Raw genomic sequence first — 24,190 nt, 5'->3', positions numbered from 1 at the left:
ATGAACATCGGATCTGTATTTCGTGGATTACTTGGAGATGTGAAGGCTGGAGAGGCTAAAAAACTTGATATGCAGCCAGGTCAGGTCGTACGAGGAGTCGTGCTAAAGGTGTCTGAGGACGGCGGTGAGGCTGTGTTGCAAATACAAGGTTCTCAGGTCAGGGCAAAGCTGGAGACCCCTCTTCAACCTGGACAGACTACAACGTTTCAGGTTCAACCGGCTTCCCCCAGCGGAATGACGGTGCTTAAGCCTCTGAACGATGTGGCCAATACACCACAGCAAACCGTAGCGCTGACAGATGTATTGGAATCGGTGGGACTGCCGGATACAGCTCAGAACAGGGAGCTTATACAGGCAATGCAAAAGAATGGTGTGCCGTTGACGTCGGAAAATGCGGCTTCTTTGCGAGAAGCTATGGCGAAGCAAAGCGGCAATGTACAATTGGGAACGTTTGTGCAGGCGGCGGCAGTTGCCTTTCAACGGGGACTTCCATTGACGGCAGAAAGCATAAACGGATTGCGTCAAGCGATGTTTGGGCCTCCTTTAAATGATCTGTTGTCTTCGCTGGAGCAAGAGCTTGAAACGGTATTAAAACAGCAAGCACAGGGAATATCCACTGATCGTTCAGTGGGGGAATCGCCAGCTATAAAGAACGCTGACCGAATGTCTGCTAGTCCAACAGGTGCTTCTTCTGTGGTGGTAGATGGACAGGAAGGCCAAGCTCCTACATTGTCCAAGGATGCTTCTGCCGCTGCAAAGCAGGCAGAAGCTGGACAAACCACAGGCGGCAAGGAATTGTTAAAAGGGACTCAAGCAGCCAACCTTGCTGCAGCAGCGAGTGCTTTGGCAACAGATTCAGATACTGCGACGGGGGCTGCATCTGCAGCCAAAGGGACTGCTCCAGGAGAATCGGAGGCAGCCAATGGACGCGGAGCGACAGTGGCATCGGAAGCTGGTGTAAATGCGCCAGAATCGAGTGCTGATGCATTAAATGGTCCCCGCACCAGAGTGGAGCAGTCACAGTCACAGCAAGCTACTGCGGCAAGCACACAGCTTAAGGATACGGATGGCGCTCCAGCGGCTGCCACGGCAGAGCCTGCGGGGGCAAAGCCCGCCTTAACCGCAGCCACGGCTGACCGTCTCTCCGCACAGCAGGCTGGTGCCCCTGTGCCGCAATCCACAGCAGGCAACACTGCTGCGCCAGAGGTGCCGCTCCAGCGGCTGCGCACGCTGTTGCAAGAGCTACGCGCGGCGGTGCCGCCCGCACTGAGCACGGCTGCCCCAGAGCAGCCCGCAGCGGAAGTGGCGCAGCGGGCGGCTGGCGCCTCGCGGGCCGCAGACGCCGCTGCATCGCAGCCTGTGGCGTCCAGCCCGCAGCTCACCCCCACGGAAGACCCGTGGGTGGGCCGCGTACTGAAGCTGCTCGGTGCAGAGCACGAGCAGCAAGTGCACCGCGCGACTACACAGGTCGCGCAAGGGGCGGCGGCACGTATGGAGTCGCCAGAGGGAATGCCTCAGACACTGCCGGGATTAGCGGCTGCGTCTGGGGACACGGTGTCAGCAGACGCAGACACCGTAAAAGGGGCACTGCTCCAGCTGATGAGCAGTGACGACCTGCCACCCGCTTTGAAAGAGGCGGCTCAGCAGGTTGTACAGCACCTGACAGGTCAGCAGTTGCTGCTCAATACAGACCGAACGGCGCCTTTTGCACAAGTACACATGTTTATACCATTCGTTGGACCGGACGGTCGCGAAACAGCTACGATCCAGATTCAGTCCCGCCGCGGCAAAAGGGGAGAGCTGGACGCCTCCAACTGTCGTCTTTGGTTTGATTTGGACATGAAGGGACTTGGACCGACCCTGGTAGATGTCCAGGTTGTAGATCGGATTGTAAGTGTCAAGCTCCATAATGATCATGAATGGGCGGCTTCGTTGTTAACCAGTGGGCGTGAGTCCATTCACACAGCGTTGGAGTCACTAGGATACCAGCTTCTATCGCTTCGTACCGAGCCCATGCCCATAAGGACTGAACAGAACAGCCTCGCCTCTTCTGAAGTACAAAGCTATGTGCCTCAGCCGTATAAAGGAGTCGATCTTAAAATATGAAAGAGCCGTTGGAACCTCCTTCTCCTTCCATAAAGAAGGCGGTCGCCCTTAAATATACGCCTGGTGAGAGCGAAGCACCGATTGTCGTTGCCAAAGGGAGCGGCCGTATTGCGGATAGCATTTTAGAAAAAGCTAAAGAACATGGTGTTCCAGTACAGGAGGATGCTGCGCTGGTTGAAGTACTGTCCAAACTTGATCTGGACGAACAAATCCCTGCTGAGCTCTATCAGTTGGTGGCAGAGGTGCTTACCTATATATATCAAATGGACCGGCTTGCATCAAGGGATGACTGGTGATGCGTAATGAGATGAAGGCTGGAAGCAAGGATCAACGGAAAGCCAAAGGAGCGATGGGTGAAGAGGCAGCGGCTTTGTTTTTAGAAAACTTGGGTTACCGAATCATAGAGCGTAATTGGCGATGCCGCAGTGGTGAAATAGATCTGATTGCCAAGCAGGAGCATACACTCGTGTTTATTGAGGTACGTAGTCGAAGTAGCTCCAAATATGGAACGCCAGCAGAATCAGTTACTGCGCGTAAAATAGCCCAAGTTCGCCAAACAGCCGCTGTATATTTGCATATGAACGGGATTGGAGATGCTCCAATCCGCTTTGACATGATTTCTGTACAATTAACTGACGAAAAGGCAGTTGTTACAGACCATTTAATAGGCGCATTTTAAGAGTAAGAGCTTTTTCGAAGCTAAGAGTGCGGGACTGAATTCATATGTACAGGTTGACAGGAAGGAAAGCTACAGGTATATTTTATTGAGAATAGTTATCATTTTCATCTGAAAATGAATATCGAGAAGTTGTACCTGTGAAGGAGGATTTACGTGACAAAACATACCTTTAGTGAACATGTCATAGATGTAATTCAGGAACGCCGGACGATTAAACGATTTAAATCCGACTCTATTCCGGTAGATACGATCAAAGAATTGCTGGACGTCGCTGTGTGGGCTCCTAATCATAAAATGCGTGAACCGTGGCGTTTTCTGTTGTTTGCTGGTGAAGGACGGAAAAAGCTTGCAAAAGCAATTGCAGCCGACATCGGTAAGGACAACAAGTTTGAGAGCGGCATTTTGCACAACCCGATCCAGCTTTTAGTAGTGCTGGAAGAAGACCCGCGTCAAGCGGTTTGGGATGAGGATTTTGCAGCGGTCAGCGCGCTTGTACAAAACTTTATGCTTGCCGCATGGAGCAAAGGAATCGGAACGTTTTGGGTGACAAAGCCATTTTTGTATTCGCCTAAGTTCCGTGAGCACTTGGGAATTCAACCAGGTGAGAAGGTAATAGGAATGATATATGCAGGCTATCCTGACGTTATCCCGGAATCAAGACCACGTACTCCCGCAGCCGATAAGCTGACCTTGTTTGACAAATAATCTGTCGTCAGATAAACTTAGTCAAGAATTTTGAAAGCATAGTTCGAAGCTAAAATTTCGAACATTACATTTGCAAAGAATGAAAATTTGGAAGCACCTTTTTTCATATATGCAATGATTCCCGAGAGGGAGCATTCCAATATGAGGAGAGGTGCTTTTTGATATGTATGGAAAATTACACGGAGCTTGTCTGTATGGAATAGATGGCGTTCTGATTGAAGTTGAGACTGATTTGTCCAATGGCTTGCCTCAGACAGCGATTATAGGATTGCCCGATTCGGCGATTCGAGAGGCAGTGGAGCGTGTCAGAGCAGCAATTAAAAACTGTGGCTTTAAATATCCGTCCCAGCGTGTCACGATTAATTTAGCTCCTGCTGATTTGCGTAAGGAAGGTTCAGCTTTTGACCTTGCTATCGCTTTAGGGTTGCTGACAACCAGTGAACAGGTCGTTTTACCCGTGGGAGAACGGACGCTGTTTATTGGCGAGCTGGCGCTGGATGGCAGTATTCGACCTGTAAATGGGGTGCTGTCTATGGTTGATCTGGCCAAGCGAGAAGGATTCAACTCTGTACTGCTTCCCCAGGAAAACGCAAGCGAGGCTCGTCTGATTACGGGTATACGTATTTACGCTATACGTCATCTAGCAGATCTTATCCCGATTGAAGATCGTGCACAAGGGACTGTTGATAGGCAAGCGACAACTCAGAGTTGTACTGCCAGTAAACAAGTCATGATCTGTTCCTATGACCATTTACCTCAGGCAGAGCAAATACCGTTGTGTGAGAAAGAAGAGATAACTAGCAACATGGAGGATTACAGCGATGTGCTGGGTCAGCTGCACGCCAAGCGTGCGTTAGTCATCGCTGCAGCCGGGATGCATAATATTTTGCTTATGGGACCGCCAGGGGCTGGGAAAACAATGCTCATCCGCAGGTTGCCATCTATCCTCCCGCCTTTGACTGAAAAGGAGGCGCTTGAAGTCACCAAAGTATACAGCGCTGCCGGGAAGTGGAAGGAGTCATCGCCTCATCTGATGAATATTCGTCCCTTCCGTTCACCTCATCATACGATCTCTGCTGCTGGTTTGGTGGGTGGGGGAGGTATACCCAAACCAGGAGAAATCAGTCTTGCACACCGGGGGATTTTATTTCTGGATGAGTTGCCTGAGTTTAGCCGTCATGTACTAGAAGTGCTGCGTCAACCTTTGGAAGACCACAATGTTACGATCAGTCGTTCACGTGCTGTTTTTAAGTATCCGGCGCATTTTTTACTTGCTGCCTCTTTAAATCCGTGTCACTGTGGCTTTTTCGGAAATGATACGGAACATCAGCGCTGTACCTGTTCACCTGCAGCAGTAGCTCGCTACCGTTCACGTATTTCCGGTCCACTGCTGGATCGGATTGATCTTCAGCTTGAAGTATCGCAGCCGAAGGATTGGCGGGAGGAAAAAGAATCATTGTCATCCGCTGAAATGCGAAGGCAGGTGCTGGCTGCTCAAGCGATACAAATCCACAGATATAGCAAGCTTCCCTTTTCATGGAATAGTGAGCTGTCCGGTCAGATGCTTCGTAAATATGCCGTATTAGAAAAAAATGCAGCGGACTTGCTTGATCAGACAATGGACGCACTCGGTTTAAGCATGCGTGCGTATGATCGAATTCTCAAGCTTTCGCGTACCATTGCAGACTTACATGACTCAGAGAAAATTTTGACTTCACATGTGGCTGAAGCTATTCAATACCGCCACATGGATAGAGCAAATGCCAGTTTTCCTGAAAGTTAAAAAGGCGATAAAACTTAGTAGTTATAACACAATCATTTTTATGAAAGAGTTTTTCCAAAGGGTATGTACAATAGAAAATGGAAAAAAAGGACAAAAAAAGCTCCAGACAATAAAGATCTGGAGAAGAAAAATAAGATTATGACATTAGTGATTATACTATGAATATATCAGTTCCGTATATACGTTTATGCAGCATCTCCCATGTTACTTGATGGAAAAAAACAAACAGTCTTTAACGAAGGGATAGCTGAAAGGATAACAAGCCCCTCGACAAAAACGGTTGAGGGGTTTGTTGTGAAATTCATTCTAACGAAACTATTGAATCCATGAAGAGAGATGAAGACGTCCCCCTACATGTACTAAATAAAATCTAAGTTACAAAACGTTCAGTTTCACTTCAATATTACCGCGGGTAGCGCGGGAGTATGGACATTGTTCGTGTGCGCCTTCCACCAGTTTTAATGCAGTTTCATGATCGACGCCTTTTACCAATACATCGAGGTTTACTCCAATTCCGAAGCCGCCGTCTTCCACTTTGCCGAAATGGACCGTAGCTGTTACTTCAGTACCTTCATGCTTAACACGTTGCATGCGAGCAACCATATTTAAAGCACTATCAAAGCAAGCGGAATAGCCTGCTGCGAACAATTGCTCTGGATTCGTACCTGCACCGCCTGCGCCGCCCATTTCTTTTGGGGTATCAATATCTAAACGAAGTTCAGGGGAAGAAGACTCGATATAACCGTTACGTCCACCAACCGCTTTTACTGTTGTTTCATACATTTTTTGTTGAATGGTCATCATAATCCAATCACTGCCTCTCGCTCAATTTATATTTTACACAATTTAATTTATCAAAATAATTATCGTTTGTAAAGTATTTTGTGCAATTAGCATGTATTTTATTATATAATGTGCTAAAATAATGACGAAAGTAGGTGATCAGACAGCATGGAAAACAACCCTAATGAAGGTACAGCGTTAAAACTTGATAATCAGTTATGCTTTGCCATATATGCATGCTCCAGAGAGATTACGAAGTTATACCAGCCTTATCTGGAAAAGCTCGGTGTGACGTACTCGCAATATTTGGTACTTATCGTGCTCTGGGAGCGTGAAGAGTGTACAGTGAAGGAATTGGGTGAGGCACTATATTTGGACTCCGGCACACTAACTCCGCTATTGAAGAGATTGCAGAACGCCGGGCTGATCGATCGAAAGCGTTCCACTCAGGATGAGCGTAAGGTGCTGATTTCTTTGACGACAGAGGGAAGCGCATTGCGGGAAAAAGCTCTATCTGTACCAGGATGCATCCAGGAAAAAACAAGTATGACTCATGATCAATTTGGGTCGCTTCTGCTCCAGTTCAATGATCTGCTTGACCGTGTTCATCAAGCGAATGTACAAATTGAAAAATCATAAGGTATTTTCAGTTGCTCTTGCGAATCTTATGGCATGAGTTGTTCTCAGCTGAAAGTAATAATGCTTGAAGAAATAAAGTGCCTCTTAATGCGGATTAGGTAATCCCATGTTGTAGAGGTGCTTTTTTTTTGTGTGAATTTGTATTAATGGTAATATCCAATAATATCCAAGCATTCGATTTTGGGAATGATAATGATATCAAAATACTGTAATTCATGAGGTTAAATTATAAGGAAAGCGTTTTAAAAACATGTTACAATGATGTAGGTTTAGTATAGATTTCCTTGTGAACCGCCCTTGTTGCAGTCATGTTGATAGGAGGATTCCAGAATGAATATCCATGAATATCAGGGTAAAGAAGTATTAAAGCGGTACGGAGTGGCTGTACCGAACGGTAAGGTTGCCTATACGGTGGAGGAAGCCGTTGCTGCGGCAGAATCGCTTGGAAGCGCTGTTACGGTGGTAAAAGCACAAATTCATGCTGGTGGACGCGGTAAAGCGGGTGGCGTGAAAGTTGCCAAAGGTTTGGATGAGGTGCGGACTTTTGCTTCTGAAATTTTGGGTAAGGTGCTGGTGACGCATCAGACCGGACCTGAAGGTAAAGAGGTCAAACGCCTTTTGGTTGAGGAAGGCTGCGATATTCATAAAGAATATTACGTCGGCGTTGTCGTAGATCGTGCGACTGGACGTATCGTAATGATGGCCTCAGAAGAAGGCGGTACGGAAATCGAAGAGGTGGCTGCAGCCACTCCGGAGAAAATTTTTAAAGCGGTTGTTGATCCAGCGATTGGGCTTCAGGTGTATCAGGCGCGTAAGTTGGCATATGACATTAATATTCCTAATGAACTGGTAAACAAAGCGGTCAAGTTTATGCTGGCGCTATACGAAGCTTTTGTGGACAAAGATTGTTCGATTGCAGAAATCAATCCCTTAGTCGTTACGGGTGATGGGAATGTACTGGCGTTGGATGCCAAACTGAATTTTGATTCTAATGCGTTGTTCCGTCATAAGGATATTTTGGAATTGCGTGATTTGGATGAAGAGGATGAGAAGGAAATTGAGGCATCTAAATACGATCTAAGCTATATCGCTCTGGACGGAAATATTGGCTGTATGGTCAATGGTGCGGGTTTGGCGATGGCAACCATGGATATTATTAAATATTACGGTGGCGATCCGGCCAACTTCCTAGACGTAGGGGGCGGTGCGACGACGGAAAAGGTAACCGAAGCGTTCAAAATCATTTTGTCCGATCCGAAGGTAGAAGGTATTTTCGTGAACATTTTCGGCGGAATTATGCAGTGTGACATCATTGCGAACGGCGTCGTGGAGGCTGCCAAACAGTTGGGGCTGACTCGTCCGCTTGTTGTCCGTCTTGAAGGTACGAATGTTGAGCTCGGCAAACAGATTTTAGCGGAATCCGGTTTGAATATCGTGGCAGCCGATTCCATGGCGGATGGCGCCCAAAAAATCGTCGAACTTGTTCAATAGCCTGTTTGCATTCCGATATGCCGAATAAACGATAGGGGATGTGAAGATCGTGAGTATTTTGGTCGATAAGCATACAAAGGTGATTACACAGGGGATTACGGGAAAAACGGCGTTGTTTCATGCCAAGGGTGCACTTGATTACGGTACACAAATGGTAGGTGGCACCTCTCCAGGTAAGGGAGGCACCGAGGTAGAAATTACACTGGAGAACGGACAACAGGTCAAATTGCCGGTGTTTAATACAGTGAGCGAAGCCAAGGAAGCTACTGGCGCTACAGCGAGCGTGATTTACGTGCCACCAGCTTTTGCCGCAGATTCCATTTTGGAGGCTGTAGATGCGGAATTAGATCTCGTGATTTGCATCACGGAGGGCATTCCGGTGCTTGATATGATCAGGGTCAAACGTTTTATGGAAGGTAAAAAGACCGTTCTGATTGGCCCTAACTGCCCGGGCGTTATTACGCCAGGAGAATGTAAAATCGGTATTATGCCAGGTTACATTCATCTACCAGGTCATGTAGGCGTTGTGTCACGTAGTGGTACTTTGACCTATGAAGCAGTGCATCAGTTAACGACCCGAGGTATAGGACAATCTTCTGCGGTTGGTATTGGCGGTGACCCCGTTAAAGGTTCAGAATTCATTGATATTTTGCAACGCTTCAATGAGGACCCCAACACTCATGCTGTCATTATGATCGGAGAAATTGGTGGTACAGCCGAGGAAGAGGCTGCCGAGTGGATCAGGGATAATATGACGAAGCCGGTGGTTGGTTTTATCGGTGGTGTGACTGCGCCTCCTGGCAAACGGATGGGGCATGCAGGTGCCATTATTTCTGGTGGAAAAGGAACGGCCAAAGAGAAAATTGCCACGCTTGAAGCCTGCGGGATCAAGGTGGCACCGACTCCTTCCGAAATGGGCTCGACACTGGTAAGTGTGCTGGAAGCACGTGGTATTTTGAATTTGTGTACGACACATTAAATCGTGTTCCTTCATTAATATACAGGCCATAAAACTGCATCGAAATTTGCCGCAGTCTAGTGTATAATGAAAGAAAGGTAAGCAACCTTTTTATCTTCTGAAACAGGGGATGAAAGGGTTGCTTTTTTTGCGTTAAGACAGGCTTGTCAGGGAAACGCTTGCAAAATGATTCATTGTGCCACAAAATAAGGGAGGGTTCACTCTTCCGTGAATGGGGGAACCATAGTTTGGAAGAAAGATGGCTTTTGTTAGGCTTACATGAGTTAGAGGGAATCGGAAGAAAAACAATTCAGCGTATTTGGTCGAGTGACTATCAATTGCATGAGCTACTGCATTTTAGCGAACAGAAGTGGATCGAGATAGGGTTAAGCCCTGCTCAGGCACGCATTGCGGCTCAGTGTTATGATGAAGAATGGGTGCATGAACGATATCAGCGAGTTCAATCCGGTGATATTGGAACGGTAACTTATGTGGACGAGGATTATCCCCTATTAATGAAGGAAACAGTTGACCCACCTTGGGTAATGTATACAAAAGGGGATAAATCACTTTTGCATACATGTTCTATAGCCATGGTAGGAACCCGCGTTCCCACCGCTTATGGACGTAGAGCAGCGGAGATACTAACAGAGGGATTATGTAATGCAGGGATTACAATCGTTAGCGGATTGGCGAGAGGGATTGACAGTATTTGTCACGAAACAGCCCTGCGTCGGGGAGGAAACACGATTGGTGTACTGGGAACAGCGATTGATCAAATTTATCCTCCCCAAAATGCGTCTTTATTTGCAGAGATGGCTAGCAATGGCTTGATCTTATCAGAGTATCCTCCAGGCACAAGGTCGCATCCAGGAATGTTTCCACAACGTAATCGGATTATAGCCGGTCTAACGAAGGGAACGCTTGTTGTCGAAGCAGATGCAAGAAGCGGCTCCTTGATTACCGCTGATGCTGCACTGGAGGCAAATCGAGATGTGTTTGCTGTTCCCGGACCCATTACGTCACCGAAGAGTAGAGGTACGCTGAGCTTGATTAAGCAAGGGGCAAAAACGGTCACTGAAGCTTCGGATATTATTGAGGAGTATGAAGCAGATTTGCGTACAAGGGAGGTTTCTTCATACAATAGAGAGCAGAGTCTTAATCTGAAGGAGGTCTCCAAAGTGCCAGAAAGTGAGACTTCTGAGGAAAACCGTGTCATACTGTTGCTTGAACAGGGAACCATGACACTGGATGAACTGCTTGATGCTACGGCATGGGATTTTGGACTTTTACACGCAGTTCTGTTATCGTTAATCATAAAAAAAAGGATCGCCCAGCTAGCGGGCACAAAATACAAGCTTATTTAGTAGTTGTTTTTGCAAAGTCCTTAGTTAGTAAATGCACAAATTCAATTTTAAACATCAGGTGGAGGGCAGTATGGCATTCATCCGCGTCGCGGATTCCTACTCCTTCCCCACTTCCTGAAATGTGTTGACATTATGACTCGCAGCAGCGGAGCAGATGGAATTTTTCTGAAGAATCTCAGCGATCCGGAAGAATGACCAATCTGTGAAGCTCTCTATCGCGTCATAACTCACCACATTTCAGGAAGTCTATCATATTCATGTGTGTAATTGAGAGGAGGAAGAGCCTATGGCGGATTCACTCGTCATCGTGGAATCGCCTTCCAAGGCGAAGACGATCGGCAAATACTTAGGCAGTAAATATATCGTCAAGGCTTCCATGGGTCATATCAGGGATTTACCGAAGAGTCAGATCGGCGTAGAGGTCGAAAATGATTTTAATCCCAAATACATTACCATTCGAGGTAAAGGCTCAATTCTAAAAGAATTAAAGGATGCCCGAAAAAAAGTAAAAAAAGTATATCTGGCGGCTGACCCGGATCGCGAAGGTGAAGCTATTGCCTGGCATCTGGCGCATGCGCTGGAACTGGACGATACAGCAGATTGCCGTGTTGTATTTAATGAAATTACGAAGCAGGCTGTCAAAGATGCTTTTAAAACACCCCGTAAAATCAATATGGATTTGGTCAATGCTCAGCAGGCACGACGGATACTGGATCGACTTGTTGGCTACAAAATCAGCCCGTTGCTCTGGAAAAAGGTAAAAAAGGGCCTATCCGCTGGGCGTGTGCAGTCGGTTGCGGTGAAAATTATTTTGGACCGGGAAAACGAGATCAGTGAGTTTGTACCGGAAGAATACTGGACGATTACAGCTAAACTAGCTATTAAAGACAGTACCTTTGAAGCGAAATTTCATAAGCTGCGCGGTGAAAAGAAAGAACTCTCTAGCGAAGCGGATGTACAAGAAGTGTTAGAAGCTATCGGAAAATCGTCCTACAAGGTACGCGATGTTAAAGAGAAAGAGCGTTTACGCAATCCTTCTCCTCCATTCACAACAAGTTCCTTGCAGCAGGAGGCGGCTCGGAAGCTCAACTTCCGTGCATCTAAAACGATGTCTGTAGCTCAGCAGCTATATGAGGGTGTGGATTTAGGTAAAGAAGGGACCGTGGGTCTGATTACGTATATGCGTACGGATTCCACACGGATCGCCGCTTCAGCTCAAGAGGAAGCGAAAGAATTAATTATTCAAAAATATGGCGAAGCTTTTGTACCTGAAACTCCTCGTCAATATTCAAAAAAAGCGGCCAACGCCCAGGATGCGCATGAAGCGATTCGTCCAACCTCTGCGTTACGCGATCCGGAAACAGTTAAGCCGTTTATGAGTCGGGATCAGTTCCGTTTGTACAAATTGGTATGGGAACGTTTCATGGCCAGCCAGATGGCTTCTGCTATTATGGATACTTTGTCCGTAGATATTGAAGCGGGTGAGACGATATTCCGGGCAGCAGGTTCTAAGGTTCGTTTTCCAGGTTTCATGAAAGTGTATGTAGAGGGAAATGACGACGGTAAAACCGAAGAAGATAAACTGCTGCCACCACTTCAACCAGGCGATAAGTTAAAAAAAGAAGCGGTTGAGCCGAAGCAGCATTTTACACAACCGCCTCCCCGTTATACGGAAGCGCGACTGGTGAAGACGCTGGAAGAACTGGGTATAGGACGTCCAAGTACGTATGCACCAACGCTGGAAACCATTCAGAAACGTGGGTACGTTGCTATTGAAGAGAAGAAGTTTTTCCCTACAGAGCTGGGCGAATTGGTCATCGAACAGATGGAGGAGTTCTTCCCAGAGATTCTGAATGTGGAGTTTACAGCTAATATGGAAGGTGATCTTGACCACGTCGAAGAAGGCGAAGGTAATTGGGTCAAGGTGTTGAGTGACTTTTACGAGTCATTCGAGAAGCGACTTGAAGTGGCTGAAGAAGAAATGAAAGAAATTGAAATAAAAGATGAAGTATCCGATGTCATTTGTGATAAGTGTGGCAGCCAAATGGTGTATAAGCTTGGCCGATTTGGTAAATTCCTGGCCTGTTCTGCTTTTCCAGATTGCCGTAACACAAAGCCAATTGTTAAGGATATCGGGATTAATTGTCCTACATGCGGTGAGGGTCATGTCGTCGAACGACGGAGTAAAAAGGGACGTGTCTTCTATGGATGTGACCGCTACCCGGAATGTGATTTTGTTTCCTGGGATAAACCGTCTATTAAGCCTTGCCCAAGTTGCAGTAGCCTAATGGTCGAAAAACGTACAAAACAAGGAACGAAGCTCAACTGTACTGTCTGCGATCACAGCGAAATGCTGGAAGAGAGCGATGAGAGCGTAGAGACTTCTTAAGAACAACAATAGCAGGGGGATTTAAACGTGAGTGAACTACAAAAGGTAACGGTCATCGGAGCAGGTTTGGCGGGCAGCGAAGCTGCCTGGCAAATTGCAAGCCGTGGAGTGCCAGTTAAGTTATATGAAATGAGGCCGGTTGTAAAAACACCAGCACATCATACAGATAAATTTGCCGAACTGGTATGCAGTAATTCCTTGCGGGCAAACGGCCTAACGAATGCAGTAGGCGTACTGAAGGAAGAGATGAGAATACTGAACTCCTTGATTCTGAGTGCAGCAGATCGTCATGCTGTTCCGGCTGGCGGTGCATTGGCAGTGGATCGTGACGGATTTTCCGGTCATATTACTGATACGCTTCATCAACACCCTTTGATCGAGGTTGTTAATGAAGAGCTTCAGGAAATCCCACAGGACGGTATTGTGGTCATTGCGACGGGGCCTTTAACTTCTCCAGCTTTGTCGGAACAGATTAAATCGCTGATGGGAGAGGAGTATTTTTATTTTTACGATGCGGCAGCCCCGATTGTAGAAAAGGACTCTATCGACATGAGCAAGGTTTATCTGGCTTCCCGTTATGATAAGGGAGAAGCAGCGTACTTGAATTGTCCGATGAACGAAGCGGAATTTGATGCTTTTTATGAGGCTCTGATTACGGCTGAGGTAGCGCAAGTCAAGGAATTCGAAAAAGAAATTTATTTCGAAGGCTGTATGCCCATCGAAGTGATGATGCAACGTGGGAAACAAACGGCATTGTTCGGACCGATGAAACCTGTGGGTCTCGTAAATCCACATACAGGTGAACTGCCCCACGCAGTTGTTCAGCTTCGGCAGGATAACGCCGCAGGAACGCTGTATAATCTGGTTGGTTTCCAGACTCACCTCAAATGGGGGGAGCAAAAGCGTGTATTTTCAATGATTCCGGGTCTTGAAGAGGCAGAGTTTGTTCGTTACGGTGTGATGCATCGCAATACCTTTATTAATTCTCCGCAGCAACTTCATCCAACCTATCAGTTCAAGGGAAGAAGTAATCTATTCTTCGCCGGACAAATGACCGGTGTAGAGGGATATGTGGAGTCGGCGGCTTCTGGTCTGCTGGCCGGGATGAATGCGGCACGAGCAGCGCGTGGACAGGAAATGTTTGTATTTCCTGCAGAAACGACATTAGGCAGCATGGCGCGGTATATTACGACCGCTGATTTTAAGCATTTTCAACCGATGAATGCAAATTTTGGTTTGCTTCCAAAGTTGGAGAAACGGATTCGTAACAAAAAGGAAAAAAATGAAGCTCTCGCTAATCGCGCGCTGGAAAGTTTGCATGGTTATATCAACGAAACGGGAGTTATGTCAGCTGAAGTACAGGCATAAGGATGAAGGAAAAGGAGGAGCGCGTTATGGATATGTCCTTTCATGCTACCACCATCTGCGCTGTACGCCACAATGGCAAAGGAGCTATTGCGGGTGATGGACAGGTAACGTTCGGCAACAGTGTTGTAATGAAGCAGACGGCAAAAAAAGTGCGCAGATTGTATCGTGGTCAGGTCGTTGCGGGATTTGCGGGTTCGGTGGCAGATGCTATCACGTTATTTGAAAAGTTCGAAAATAAGCTAGAGGAACACCACGGAAATCTTCAAAGAGCAGCCGTGGAACTGGCCAAGGACTGGCGTCAGGATCGTATTCTGCGCAAGCTGGAAGCGCTCATGATTGTGATGGACTCATCCGGAATGCTGCTCATTTCTGGAGGCGGCGAAATTATCGAGCCGGATGATGATGTGCTTGCGATTGGCTCAGGTGGTAATTTTGCATTGGCGGCTGCCCGTGCTTTCAAACGCCATGGCTCTGGCATGGAAGCAAAGGACATGGCACGGGAAGCGCTAGAGGTTGCTTCGGAAATATGTGTGTATACGAACAATCAGATTATCGTGGAAGAACTGTAAATCGGCTCTGAGTATTCAAGGGTGGAGGAGTGCAAAATGAATAATCAATCGTTGACGCCCAGACAAGTGGTATCCGAGCTGGATAAGTATATTGTCGGACAAAAGGAAGCTAAAAAATCTGTTGCTGTTGCCTTGCGTAACCGTTATCGGCGTAGTAAGCTACCGGATGATATCCGGGATGAAATTGTGCCTAAAAATATTTTGATGATCGGACCGACAGGTGTGGGTAAAACTGAAATTGCACGTAGACTTGCACGGCTCGTGGGGGCTCCTTTTGTCAAGGTAGAGGCGACCAAATTTACAGAAGTGGGTTACGTCGGTCGTGATGTGGAATCCATGGTGCGTGATCTGATGGAAACCTCCATTCGCATCGTTAAGACGGAACGAACAGAGAATGTGAAGGACAAAGCGGAGGACATGGCAAATGAACGGATTGTCAGCATCCTTGTACCTGCAGAAAAGTCAAACAAATCGCAACGTAATCCCTTTGAAATGCTGTTTGGCAATAACACGGGAACTTCGGTAGAAGAAGAACCACCACAACAGGATGGATCTTTGGCGGAAAAGCGCCGTAAGGTTAAATTCGATCTGTTATCCGGTAAGCTTGAAGATGATGTCATAGAGATTGATGTGGAGGATACTGCACCCAATATGCTCGATATGTTTGCTGGGCAAGGGAATGAACAAATGGGTATGAATATGCAGGAGATGTTCGGAAGTTTTCTGCCCAAGCGGACGAAGAAGCGCAAGCTACCAGTCAAGGAAGCTCGCAAGGTGTTGATTCAAGATGAAGCCGCCAAATTGATCGATATGGATGATGTGATTCAGGAGTCTGTGAAGCGTGCTGAGCAATCCGGTATTATTTTTATTGATGAAATAGATAAGATTGCCAGCCAGGGTAAGGGTAGTGGCCCCGATGTGTCAAGAGAAGGCGTCCAGCGCGATATTTTACCTATTGTCGAGGGATCTACCATCATGACCAAATACGGTCCGGTAAGAACAGATTACATTCTGTTTATTGCTGCAGGTGCTTTTCATGTTGCAAAACCATCTGACCTGATCCCTGAGCTTCAGGGCCGTTTCCCAATCCGTGTGGAATTAAGTAGCCTGACCTTGGATGAGTTTGTGTCGATATTGACGGAGCCTAAAAATGCGCTGACCAAGCAATACACTGATTTACTCCGTACTGAGGAGATTGAAGTCGAATTTTCTGAGGAAGCGATCCGTGAGATTGCCAGCATTGCTGAGTCTGTAAATCGCAACACCGAAAATATTGGCGCACGTCGTTTGCATACCATTCTAGAAAAGCTGCTGGAGGATCTGTCGTTTGAAGCACCAGAGCTTACATTGGATCATATGATCATTACCCCGGAATATGTACGTGAGAAGCTGGGAGATATTGCCCAAAACAGGGACCTTAGTCAGTATATTTTATGAATAGGGTTTCTAAAAATAGGGTGTGTGGTCCAGAATAACACTATCTTGCACCGTCGTTTAGACCTAGATAATGGTCAAGTTGATGATTTTTCTGTCTATTCCAAAAGTAGGACGTATAATCTTTTACAGGTGTAAAGTGCTAAGAAAACATTCATTTTCTTGAAATAAACCTGAAAAATTTAACATTTTATGCATCTAAAGCCCTCTTTTTTAAAAAAGATAGGGCTTTTTTCTTATTGTAATTAGGTCCCAACTCTACGAAACTTAGAATATATGACAGAAAGTTATTATTTTCTACTTAAGACCTAAAAGAAATGTATAATTATGAAATTTTATTGTCGAAAAAAAGTGAAAAATCTTGTTTTATTGAATCTTACTTTGGAGTAGACGCTGGGAGGGAGGAGCTAAATGAATCTGCTGGGTGATATGAGCTTTCAAAAGCTTCAGGCAGGTGTACAGGCGGCAAATACGAGACAACGTGTGATGGCGGACAATATATCCAATGCGGATACCCCGTATTTTAAGCGTTCGGAGGTTTCATTTGAAGAACTGCTTCAGCAGCAAATGGACGGTGATGTCACACCACTACGTGGAAAAGTAACCAATTCAAGACATTTTCAAATAGGACCTGTGAACTCCATTCCAGATGCCACGGTCACCAAAGATGGGTACTCAGTCATGAATAACAATATGAACAACGTAGATATCGACAGAGAAATGAGTCTTATGGCTGAAAATCAACTAAGATATAATACCTACATCCAAGAAATTAATGAGCGCATCAAAATGATGAGAACAGCGGTAGAAGGGAGATAGGACTAGGTGAAGATTAACAACGGCTTTGATATTAGTGCATCTGCTCTTACGGCCCAACGGTTGCGGATGGACGTTATATCTAGCAACATTGCCAACGCAGAGACAACTCGGGCGAAAGTAGAGAATGGACAAGCAGTTCCATATCGGAGAAAAACGGTTGTTTTGGAGCCGAACCAATCTGGCTTTGCCGATGTTTTAAAGGCTCAAATGGAAGGAAGTAGCACAAGCGCTGCTGGCGTTAAGGTTTCGCAAATTCAGGAAGATCAGTCACCTTTGAAGCCTGTGTACAATCCGGGTCACCCGGACGCTGATAAAGATGGCTATGTATATATGCCTAATGTAGACATTATGAAAGAAATGGTCGACATGATTTCCGCAACACGCTCATACGAAGCCAATGTAACAGCTCTGAATGCATCAAAGGCTATGGTTTCCAAAGCGCTTGAAATCGGTCGCTAAGTTCTAGGACTACTAACTACTTAATAGGGAGAGTAAAACATGATTCAGAACGCCATGTTTAATGTACAGACACCGGTAATACAGCAGATTCAATCGCCTAACAATGAGTTGACGAAAGCGACGCCTTCCGAATCCTTGAAGGATTTTGGTTCCTTCCTAAAGGATGCTCTCAATGAAGTAGGGCAGCAGGAAGCCGCTACGCACCAGATGTCCGACCAATTCATGGCAGGCAAAGTTGATGTAGATCAGGTCATGATCACTTCCCAACAAGCGCTGCTTTCCCTGCAGCTTACTACACAGGTCCGAAACAAAGCGATCGAAGCCTATCAGGAGATCATGCGTACACAGATGTAAAGAGGGTTTAGCAAAGTTTCGGATGGGGTGACGGAGTGAACGAGAGAATCGCCCAATATCGGGATAAGATTTCCGGGTATTGGAATAATTTCAGCAAAAAACAGAAGATATTACTTGTTTCGACATTAGCATTCATCATTATCGCCGTTGTAGTGCTAACGATGCAGTTTACTAAAACCGAGTATGAAGTGGCTTTCCGAGATTTAAATGCTAACGATGCAGCCGGAGTCATTAAATATCTCGATTCTGCGGGTATACCGTATCAACTTAATGCTGGTGGGACACAAATCTCAGTCCCAACCGCTAATGCGGATAAGGCGAAGGTAGATGTTGGGTCTCAAGGCCTGATTCAGAAGGGTTCAATCGGCATGAGTGCTTTTGACCAGTCCTCCTCTGCCATTGGTATGACGGAGAACGAGTTCAATGTGAAGTACAATAATGCATTGAACGGCGAAATACAGCAACTGTTGGAACGGATGGATGGTGTCCAAAGCTCCAAAGCTGTCATTAATATGCCAAAGGAAAACATTTTTGCCGGACTTGAAGAAAAGGACAAAGCCTCCGCTTCGATTCAAATGGAATTCGAGCCTGGCTTTACTCCAAATCAGCAAGCGATCGACGGATATTTTAATCTGGTAAAAACGGCCGTACCGAATCTGCCAGTGGAAAACATTACGATCACCAATAAGGAATATGAGTTGATTCCAACGGCCAAGGGCGGCCAAGGTGGGCTCACTAGTGGTGTTCAGGAAAACATGGCTCTACAGAAGAAGTTTGAGAGCGATGTAAGGAATAATGTTCAACAATTTTTGTCGAAAATTGTTGGAGACGACAAGGTAAATGTGCTGGTTATGTCCCAGCTAAATTTCGACAAAGTAACATCAAAGGAACAAATGGTCACACCTGTTGATCAAACGAAAATGAAGGGTATTGAAATTAGCGCCCAACAAATTCAGGAAAGCTATACGGGCAGTAGTGGACAAACCGGAGGAGTTGCAGGAACAGGAACACAGGATGTTCCAGGCTATCCTGGAGGAGCTAATTCCGGCAATACCAGCTCAGATAAGAGCTCAAGTACGATTAACTACGAAGTTAACCGAATTGCAAGGGATATTATCCAAAGTCCGTACACTGTAAAAGATTTAACCATTAATGTAGCAGTTGAACCACCAACAGGTCAGCAAACGTTGGATACTGCAACTCAGACAGCAATTCAAAATATTTTGGTTAATATTGTAAGAGCGTCGTTAGCGAATTCTGGTACTACTATTACAGACGCTGATTTGGCTAAGAAGGTTTCAGTGTTCTCACAAGCTGTTCCGGCGCCTGCGAGCACGAATACATTCTTCTCAGCTTCCAACCCTTGGCTATGGGGCATCGGAGCTGCTGTTCTGGCACTGCTGGCGGGTGTAATCTTCCTCATCGTACGCGGTCGTCGTAATCAGGAAGAAGAGTTGGATGAAGAATTGCAACTCATGCCAACGCCGACGGAGTTCCCGTCTATTACCATGGAAAGTGTGACAAATGAAAGTCAAGTGCGTAAACAGCTTGAAAGTCTGGCGAAAAAGAAACCCGACGAATTCGTCAATCTGCTTCGTACATGGCTGGCTGACGAATAGAGGTGAGTTCATTGGCAAAGGCAAGCAGTCAAGGTTTAACGGGAAGACAGAAAGCGGCTATACTTCTGATCACAATGGGACCAGAGGTATCTGCTCAAATATTCAAGCATTTGCGTGATGAGGAGATCGAGCAACTTACATTGGAAATTGCCAATGTGCGGAAGGTCGATGCCATTGAGAAGGACTCCATCATGGCCGAGTTTCATCAAATTTGTTTGGCTCAGGAGTACATTTCCCAAGGCGGTATTAATTACGCTAAAGAAATATTGGAAAAAGCACTCGGATCGCAAAAAGCAGTTGAGGTCATTAACCGTCTAACAGCGACGTTACAGGTAAGACCCTTCGATTTTGCCCGCAAGGCTGATCCAAACCAGATATTGAATTTTATACAGAATGAGAATCCGCAAACGATTGCTCTCGTGCTTTCGTACTTGCAATTCGAGCAGGCGGCTGCAATTCTGTCGTCTCTGCCACAGGAAAAACAGGCAGATGTGGCCCGGCGTGTCGCTGTCATGGACAGTACATCTCCGGAAGTTATTTCCCAGGTGGAACGAGTGTTAGAGCAAAAGCTATCTGCAACCGCAACGCAGGATTATACAAATGCGGGTGGTATCGAGTCCATTGTTCAGATTTTGAATGGCGTAGACCGCGGAACCGAACGTACGATTCTCGACTCGCTTGAAATTCAAGATCCAGAACTGGCTGAGGAAATCAAGAAAAGAATGTTCGTGTTCGAGGATATCGTCAATGTGGACAACCGTTCCATTCAGCGCATTATCCGCGATATCGACAATGCAGATTTGCAATTGGCGCTTAAAGTGTCCAGTGAAGAAGTACGCGATGTGATTTTCCGAAATATGTCGAAACGTATGGCAGAAACCTTCAAAGAGGAAATGGAGTACATGGGACCGGTGCGGTTGCGTGATGTGGAAGAAGCACAGACACGTATCGTATCGACAATCCGCAGATTGGAAGAGGCCGGTGAGATTATAATCGCACGCGGCGGAGGAGATGACATCATTGTCTAACTTGATCAAATCTTTCCAATATGTTCCTGTAGAGGCTTTGAAAACAATTGATGTGGCACATACGTATGCGCCAGAAACGACGGATGAAGAAATCACAACTGAATATACGGAGCCGGAGCCTCAGCGTGATCACGAGGCTGAACGGCTACGGGATGAAATGCTGAATGATGCTAAGGATTTTGCCGAACGTCAGGTTCGCGAGGCAGCTGAAGAAGCGGAACGGATGCTTCAGGAGGCACAGCAGCAGATTGAAGCCTGGTGGCAGGAACGACGCGAGCATGACGAGCAGTTAACTCAGTCGTTAAAAGCTGATGGGTTTCAGCAAGGATATGAAGAAGGTCAGAAGCTGGCTGAGGCCGAGCTCCAGACGAAATCAGAGCAGATGATGGAAGAAGCACAGGATATTCTGCGTCAGGCCTATGAGATCAAGGAACAACTGATTCAGGAAGCTGAGCCTTTCCTGGTTGAACTGAGTAGTGCTATTGCTGAGAAGGTCATTGAGAAACAGCTTAGCCTTGAGCCTGAATACACGATTGAATTAATTCGTAAAAATTTGGCTCGTAAGCGGGAAAAAGGAACCATTACATTGTGTGTGTCGCCTCAGCATTTCGCATTTGTGCAAGGTGCACGAGAAGAATTGTCATTAACTGTCGATTCGCAGGCAGAACTGCAAATTATTCCTGATGGTACTGTGAAAGATCGCGGTTGTGTTATCCGTTCTTCCTTTGGAAGTGTGGATGCGCGGATTGATACGCAATTAGCTGAGATCAAAAAGGAATTATTGCGTCTGGCACATGAGAATGAGGAGCGAAGACATGAAGGGGCTTAATGCGCAGCGCTACATGGATCATTTGCGCCAGCTGGACCCGGTTCGGGTAAATGGCAAGGTTACGCAGGTTATCGGCCTGATGGTTGAATCGGAAGGTCCAGACGCCAGTATCGGGGATGTTTGTTACATTTATCCGGGTAAAACGGCAAAGCCGTTGCAAGCGGAGGTCGTAGGCTTCAGGGACAATAAAGTGCTTCTGATGCCACTTGGAGAACTGCAATCCATTGGTCCCGGTTGTGATGTTGTAGGAACAGGGAAACCGTTGAATGTGCAGGTCGGGTCGGAGCTGTTAGGCAAAGTGCTGGACGGATTGGGTCAGCCTCTGGATGGCTCATTGATTCCCTCTCGAATGGCGAGATATTCAACCTTCAATATTCCGTCCAATCCGCTGAATCGTCCGCGTGTGCAGGAACCAATCAGTATCGGGGTGCGCGCTATCGACGGGTTGCTTACTATCGGTAAAGGACAACGGGTTGGTATTTTTGCAGGTTCGGGTGTAGGTAAAAGTACCTTGATGGGAATGATTGCTCGTAATACGGAAGCTGATGTGAATGTAATTGCCTTGATCGGGGAACGTGGACGCGAGGTGCTGGACTTTATTGAACGGGATTTAGGTCCAGAGGGACTAGAACGTTCCGTGGTCATTGTGGCAACTTCCGACCAGCCTGCGTTAATCCGTATTAAGGGTGCACTTATTGCAACGACGATCGCGGAATATTTTCGGGATCGCGGGTTGAATGTCATGCTGATGATGGATTCAGTTACCCGGTATGCGATGGCCCAACGTGAAGTGGGACTAGCCGTAGGGGAGCCGCCAGCAATGAGAGGGTACACACCTTCCGTGTTTGCTAGTCTACCTAAGCTTCTAGAACGTGCAGGGACAGGTCCTACTGGCTCCATAACCGCTTTTTATACGGTACTGGTCGATGGTGATGATATGAACGAGCCCATCGCGGATGCGGTGCGCGGGATTTTGGATGGACACATTGTCTTGAATCGTGGGATTGCGAACAAAGGACATTTTCCCGCAATTGATGTGTTAGCGAGTATTAGCCGGGTTATGAAGGATATCGCACCACGAGATCAGATAGACGCTGCCGAGAACATTAAGCGCTTGATGGCCGTCTACAAAGATTCGGAGGACCTGATTAATATCGGGGCCTATCAGCAGGGTTCAAATGCAGAAATTGACGAATCCATGGAGCGTATACGGGATATATGGGATTTTACAAGACAAAGAACAGATGAAAAGGCTGAGCTGGACGAGGTAAGGGAGCGTTTGATTTCTGAATTTACGAGGAGATGAAGGTTGAACGATGAGATTTCAGTATTCCTTTCAGAAAGTTGTAGACTTGAAAACCAACGAAAAGTCACAGGCCGAATGGTTGCTTTCCAGTGCTGTCGGACAATTGCAGGCTGAGGAGCAGACATTAACACAGCTTGTAGGCGAAAGGAATCGGGTCATATCAGCCATTCAAAAGGCTGCCGAGGATTGCGCGCCACTCTCTACTATTCAGGAATTACAGGCTTATGTTAATCATCTGGACCAATGTATTACACGCAAGCATAGGGATGTTCAATATGCGCAGCAAAATGTGCAAAGCAAACAAACCGTTTTGACCGATAAAATGCTGGATGAACAGGTTTGGCTGAAAGCGAGAGAGAAGGCCAACGTGAAATTCCAACAGGAAATGCTCCTGCGCGAGCAGAACGAGCTGGATGAAATGGCTTCCGTGCGATTTGCCATGAAAGCCCGGTAAGCGGAAAGTCATAGGATACGCATATCAGCTGCCTGAGGAGGAAGACGATGGCACAGAAGTTAGCAGAAAATGAACTGGATATGGATTTAGGAAAAGAATCAGGCGGGGGATTTGAACGGTTTATGTTTTTCCTGATTCCGATTGTGTTCACAATCGTTCTGGTCGGGGTCCTGCTTACATTGTTCAATATGGACTTCAGAAGCGAAATGATTTCATTAGGGAACAAAATACCAGTTGTTAAAAATTGGGTGCCTGAACCGAAAGATAAGGCTACCCAGACGAAAGAGGCAGATCAGAAGGCACAGTCTGAAAGTTCTGAAGCAACCATTCAGCAGTTAAAGGCAGATTTAGCCAAGCAGACGGAGGAGCTTAAAAAGGCTACCGCTGCTAGGACGACACAAGATAAAAAGGTTACTGAACTGCAGAATCAGGTCAATACGCTGCAAACGCAACAGGAACAGCAGCCACAGGCCAGTCAGCAGGGACAGGCTGGTACGCAAACTACAGGTGGAACAACAAATGAAGATCCTTATGTAAAACAGGCCAGAGATCTTGCTAGCATGTATGAAGGAATGACAGCTAGTAAAGCGGCACCGATTATGGAGAATCTGACTACGGAAGAGACTGTGCAGCTGCTAAGCTACATGGACCCTGCCAACAGTGCAAAGATTTTGCAAAAGATGGACGCTAAAAAAGCAGCCGATATTACTATGGCTCTGAAAAACGTAACGCCATCTACGGATTTGTCAGTTGCTGCGTTGCAGTCTCGTCTGAAAAAGGATCAAGGTACCACAGCTGGCACGACGAGTAAGAGTTTGCAAAGCACTCAAATCAGTAGCACATTTGCTTCCATGGACAAGAAGAGCGGTGCCGAACTTATTTTACAAACTTACAAAATCAGTCCAGACAAGGCATTAAACATATTAAATACAGTAGATGATTCGACACGTGGTTCTTTACTACAAAATATGTCTGCCAAGGATGCGGCTCAGACTGCAAAAATTTTGAACAAACTGATGGGCAGTAAGTAATTTAAATGAAGGGAGGTGAA

The 24,190-nt window shown here is 46.4% G+C and carries 23 protein-coding genes; 22 read left to right on the top strand and 1 reads right to left on the bottom strand.

Annotation, left to right across the window (positions count from 1 at the left end):
• From NSS66_RS01600 to NSS66_RS01580, 5 genes are all read left to right on the top strand, one after another.
• On the top strand, positions 1-2,106 hold the full coding sequence (locus tag NSS66_RS01600; protein ID WP_340958318.1) for a DNA ligase: 2,106 nt from the start codon (positions 1-3) through the stop codon (positions 2,104-2,106).
• A complete protein-coding gene (locus NSS66_RS01595; protein WP_023988176.1) occupies positions 2,103-2,402 on the top strand; it encodes an EscU/YscU/HrcU family type III secretion system export apparatus switch protein in 300 nt (99 codons plus the stop codon). Before NSS66_RS01600 ends, NSS66_RS01595 begins: the two co-directional genes overlap by 4 nt.
• Positions 2,402-2,785, top strand: coding sequence for a YraN family protein (locus NSS66_RS01590; RefSeq protein WP_053325233.1), 384 nt, complete (start codon positions 2,402-2,404; stop codon positions 2,783-2,785). The genes NSS66_RS01595 and NSS66_RS01590 overlap by 1 nt, the downstream gene beginning before the upstream one ends.
• A gap of 153 nt (positions 2,786-2,938) precedes the next feature.
• Positions 2,939-3,490 (top strand): nitroreductase family protein, encoded by a 552-nt coding sequence (locus NSS66_RS01585; protein WP_025723284.1) that lies wholly within the window; start codon positions 2,939-2,941, stop codon positions 3,488-3,490.
• 163 nt (positions 3,491-3,653) lie between these two features.
• A complete protein-coding gene (locus NSS66_RS01580; protein WP_068940648.1) occupies positions 3,654-5,273 on the top strand; it encodes a YifB family Mg chelatase-like AAA ATPase in 1,620 nt (539 codons plus the stop codon).
• A 375-nt stretch (positions 5,274-5,648) separates the two neighbouring features.
• On the opposite strand, the gene NSS66_RS01575 is transcribed toward NSS66_RS01580, so the two are convergent.
• Positions 5,649-6,077, bottom strand: a complete 429-nt coding sequence (locus NSS66_RS01575; RefSeq protein ID WP_025723282.1) for an organic hydroperoxide resistance protein — start codon at positions 6,075-6,077, stop codon at positions 5,649-5,651.
• A gap of 147 nt (positions 6,078-6,224) precedes the next feature.
• Here NSS66_RS01575 and NSS66_RS01570 point away from each other — a divergent pair, with 147 nt between their 5' ends.
• The 17 genes from NSS66_RS01570 (at position 6,225) to NSS66_RS01490 (ending at position 24,170) form a co-directional block, all read left to right on the top strand.
• Positions 6,225-6,695, top strand: coding sequence for a MarR family winged helix-turn-helix transcriptional regulator (locus tag NSS66_RS01570; RefSeq protein WP_023988180.1), 471 nt, complete (start codon positions 6,225-6,227; stop codon positions 6,693-6,695).
• Positions 6,696-7,025: 330 nt separating this feature from the next.
• Entirely contained in the window at positions 7,026-8,186 is a 1,161-nt protein-coding gene (sucC, locus tag NSS66_RS01565; RefSeq protein WP_068940651.1) for an ADP-forming succinate--CoA ligase subunit beta, read from the top strand.
• 49 nt (positions 8,187-8,235) lie between these two features.
• Positions 8,236-9,165 carry a succinate--CoA ligase subunit alpha gene (sucD, locus tag NSS66_RS01560; RefSeq protein WP_025723280.1) on the top strand — a complete coding sequence of 310 codons (930 nt, stop codon included), beginning with the start codon at positions 8,236-8,238 and terminating at the stop codon, positions 9,163-9,165.
• A gap of 227 nt (positions 9,166-9,392) precedes the next feature.
• On the top strand, positions 9,393-10,511 hold the full coding sequence (gene dprA, locus NSS66_RS01555) for a DNA-processing protein DprA (RefSeq protein WP_023988183.1): 1,119 nt from the start codon (positions 9,393-9,395) through the stop codon (positions 10,509-10,511).
• A gap of 286 nt (positions 10,512-10,797) precedes the next feature.
• Entirely contained in the window at positions 10,798-12,900 is a 2,103-nt protein-coding gene (topA, locus tag NSS66_RS01550) for a type I DNA topoisomerase (RefSeq protein ID WP_023988184.1), read from the top strand.
• A 27-nt stretch (positions 12,901-12,927) separates the two neighbouring features.
• A complete protein-coding gene (gene trmFO / locus NSS66_RS01545; protein ID WP_023988185.1) occupies positions 12,928-14,268 on the top strand; it encodes an FADH(2)-oxidizing methylenetetrahydrofolate--tRNA-(uracil(54)-C(5))-methyltransferase TrmFO in 1,341 nt (446 codons plus the stop codon).
• A gap of 26 nt (positions 14,269-14,294) precedes the next feature.
• Entirely contained in the window at positions 14,295-14,837 is a 543-nt protein-coding gene (hslV, locus tag NSS66_RS01540; RefSeq protein ID WP_013309881.1) for an ATP-dependent protease subunit HslV, read from the top strand.
• A 36-nt stretch (positions 14,838-14,873) separates the two neighbouring features.
• Positions 14,874-16,274, top strand: a complete 1,401-nt coding sequence (gene hslU, locus NSS66_RS01535; protein ID WP_340958311.1) for an ATP-dependent protease ATPase subunit HslU — start codon at positions 14,874-14,876, stop codon at positions 16,272-16,274.
• A gap of 408 nt (positions 16,275-16,682) precedes the next feature.
• The gene (flgB, locus tag NSS66_RS01530; protein WP_013309883.1) at positions 16,683-17,090 is read left to right on the top strand and encodes a flagellar basal body rod protein FlgB; all 408 of its coding nucleotides are present in this window, start codon (positions 16,683-16,685) and stop codon (positions 17,088-17,090) included.
• A gap of 6 nt (positions 17,091-17,096) precedes the next feature.
• On the top strand, positions 17,097-17,549 hold the full coding sequence (gene flgC, locus NSS66_RS01525; RefSeq protein WP_013309884.1) for a flagellar basal body rod protein FlgC: 453 nt from the start codon (positions 17,097-17,099) through the stop codon (positions 17,547-17,549).
• Positions 17,550-17,588: 39 nt separating this feature from the next.
• Positions 17,589-17,903 carry a flagellar hook-basal body complex protein FliE gene (gene fliE, locus NSS66_RS01520; RefSeq protein WP_007430020.1) on the top strand — a complete coding sequence of 105 codons (315 nt, stop codon included), beginning with the start codon at positions 17,589-17,591 and terminating at the stop codon, positions 17,901-17,903.
• A gap of 35 nt (positions 17,904-17,938) precedes the next feature.
• The gene (gene fliF, locus NSS66_RS01515; RefSeq protein ID WP_023988187.1) at positions 17,939-19,522 is read left to right on the top strand and encodes a flagellar basal-body MS-ring/collar protein FliF; all 1,584 of its coding nucleotides are present in this window, start codon (positions 17,939-17,941) and stop codon (positions 19,520-19,522) included.
• Positions 19,523-19,533: 11 nt separating this feature from the next.
• Entirely contained in the window at positions 19,534-20,550 is a 1,017-nt protein-coding gene (gene fliG / locus NSS66_RS01510) for a flagellar motor switch protein FliG (protein ID WP_013370674.1), read from the top strand.
• Complete coding sequence (locus tag NSS66_RS01505; RefSeq protein ID WP_025723732.1) at positions 20,543-21,379, top strand: FliH/SctL family protein; 837 nt, start codon at positions 20,543-20,545, stop codon at positions 21,377-21,379. Before fliG ends, NSS66_RS01505 begins: the two co-directional genes overlap by 8 nt.
• Complete coding sequence (gene fliI, locus NSS66_RS01500) at positions 21,366-22,685, top strand: flagellar protein export ATPase FliI (protein WP_013309889.1); 1,320 nt, start codon at positions 21,366-21,368, stop codon at positions 22,683-22,685. Before NSS66_RS01505 ends, fliI begins: the two co-directional genes overlap by 14 nt.
• Positions 22,686-22,695: 10 nt before the next feature.
• Positions 22,696-23,139, top strand: a complete 444-nt coding sequence (gene fliJ, locus NSS66_RS01495) for a flagellar export protein FliJ (protein WP_013309890.1) — start codon at positions 22,696-22,698, stop codon at positions 23,137-23,139.
• 47 nt (positions 23,140-23,186) lie between these two features.
• Positions 23,187-24,170, top strand: a complete 984-nt coding sequence (locus NSS66_RS01490) for a magnesium transporter MgtE N-terminal domain-containing protein (RefSeq protein WP_053325257.1) — start codon at positions 23,187-23,189, stop codon at positions 24,168-24,170.
• Positions 24,171-24,190: the final 20 nt, after the last annotated feature.

Source organism: Paenibacillus sp. FSL R10-2748, assembly GCF_038005565.1.
GTDB lineage: Bacteria > Bacillota > Bacilli > Paenibacillales > Paenibacillaceae > Paenibacillus > Paenibacillus polymyxa_B.
Note: the sequence above shows the minus strand (reverse complement) of the source record. Positions and strands in the feature narration are given on the sequence as shown.